Below are 1,741 nucleotides of genomic sequence, written 5' to 3'. Positions count from 1 at the left end.
ACCGGCCAGCCAAAGCTGACCAAGGCCCGTACCGGATCCCTGCAGCGAAAGCCTCGCCCAGATCCTCTGTCACAAATGAGCCGTTTCGCAGAGGAATCCAGACCGTCCGGAAACTCTCGGACGGCGGGATCGGCATGAACGTCCTACCGAAAAGCGGCGCGAGAGCCGGCATCTTCCCCTCCGGGCTCTGGCGAGGCCGTAATGAGCGTTCGTATTTTGGGGGAAGATGATACGTTTGGAGGTCTTGGTCAGGCTTGCACTGCCCGGATCAACCCCGGCACGCCGATGAGGGTTATGGCGCGCCTGATATTGTAGGCCAGTGCCGTCAGGCTGAACTCGGCGCGGACCTTGTCCAGCCCGCGCATCAGGAACGCCCCCTGGTTCATCCACTGCTTGATCGAGCCGAACGGGTGTTCGACCGTGGATTTGCGGATGGTGAGGATGCCTGGCCGTTCCGTGAGGCGCGTCGCCATGCGCTCGATGACCGCCTCGTGCTCGCCGCGATTGATGCGGCGCCAGCGGCCCTTGGTACAGCGCGCCTTGATCTGGCAGCCGGCGCACGCGGCAGGGCTGGAATACTGGACCGACAGATGCCCGCGCGTCACCGAAGCGTAGCGGGTATCCAGCACTTGCCCGCCGGGGCAGTGATAGGCGTCGGCCACGGGATCGTAGCGGAACCGCTCCTTGGGAAAGAGGCCGTTGCCGGTGGCGGTGCCACGATGCGGGCGGGGAATGTAGGGCGTGATGCCGGCCGCCTCGCACGCGACGATATCGTCGCCCGAGTGATACCCCATGTCGGCGACCGCATCGATCCGCTCGACCCCGAGCACCTCCATCGCCGCGCCGGCGGTGGGCGTGAGCAGGCCCATGTCGTTGCAGGCGTTGGTGACGTGCTGTTCGACGATCAGGCTGTGCTTCGCGTCGACCGCTACCTGGGCATTGTAGCCGACCGTGACCTTGGAATGCGCGACCATGAGGCGGGCGTCGGGATCGGTGAGCGAGATCTGCCCTTCGCCGCTGTCCCGTAACTGGCCCAGCAGCGCCGCGCTGGCCTGGCGCTGCTCGCGCAGCCGGGCGATCTTCGTTGCCAGCGCCTCGCCGCGGCCGGTACCGGCACCATCCTCGCCGCGGTCGATGTCGTCCAGCTCGGCCAGATAGCGTTCGAGCCGTGCGTCGGTCGCAGCAAGATACGTCGCCAGTCGTTCGCGGCTGAAATTACGCGACCGGCTGTTCACCGCCTTCAGCCGTGTGCCGTCCACCGCCAGCAACTCGCGCCCGAACAGGTCGAGCCTGCGGCACAGCAGCACGAAGGCGCGGAACACTGACTTGAACGCGGCCCGGTTGTCGCGGCGGAAGTCCGCAATGGTCCGGAAGTCCGGCCGCACCCCGCGCAGCAGCCAGATCAGCTCGAGATTGCGGGTCGCTTCCGCCGCCAGGCGCCGGCTCGACCGCACCCGGTTCAGATAGCCGTACAGGTAGAGCTTGAGCAGGTCGGCCGGATCGTAACCGGGCCGACCGGTCGCCTTCGGTCGCGACCGCACGAAGCCGGCACCGCCCAAGTCGAGTTCATCGACGAAGGCGTCTATGAACCGCACCGGGTTGTCCGCCGCCACATAGTCTTCGACCGACGCCGGCAGCAGCAGCGCCTGATCCCGAGCATGTCCCTCGATATACGCCATGACCGCAGAGTACACCGTCCCAGCGCGGCGGGGAATCCTCAACGCTGTTTTCGGACGATCTG

At 66.4% G+C, this 1,741-nt stretch carries 1 protein-coding gene; it reads right to left on the bottom strand.

From position 1 onward, the window contains the following. Positions 1-248: 248 nt before the first annotated feature. The coding region (locus SM191_RS19405) for an IS1182 family transposase (RefSeq protein ID WP_341507638.1) at positions 249-1,741 on the bottom strand (1,493 nt) is incomplete at its 5' end.

This window comes from Sphingomonas sp. 2378, assembly GCF_038084995.1.
GTDB lineage: Bacteria > Pseudomonadota > Alphaproteobacteria > Sphingomonadales > Sphingomonadaceae > Sphingomonas.
The sequence above is the reverse complement of the archived record's forward strand: the minus strand, read 5'-3'. Positions and strand labels throughout refer to the sequence as shown.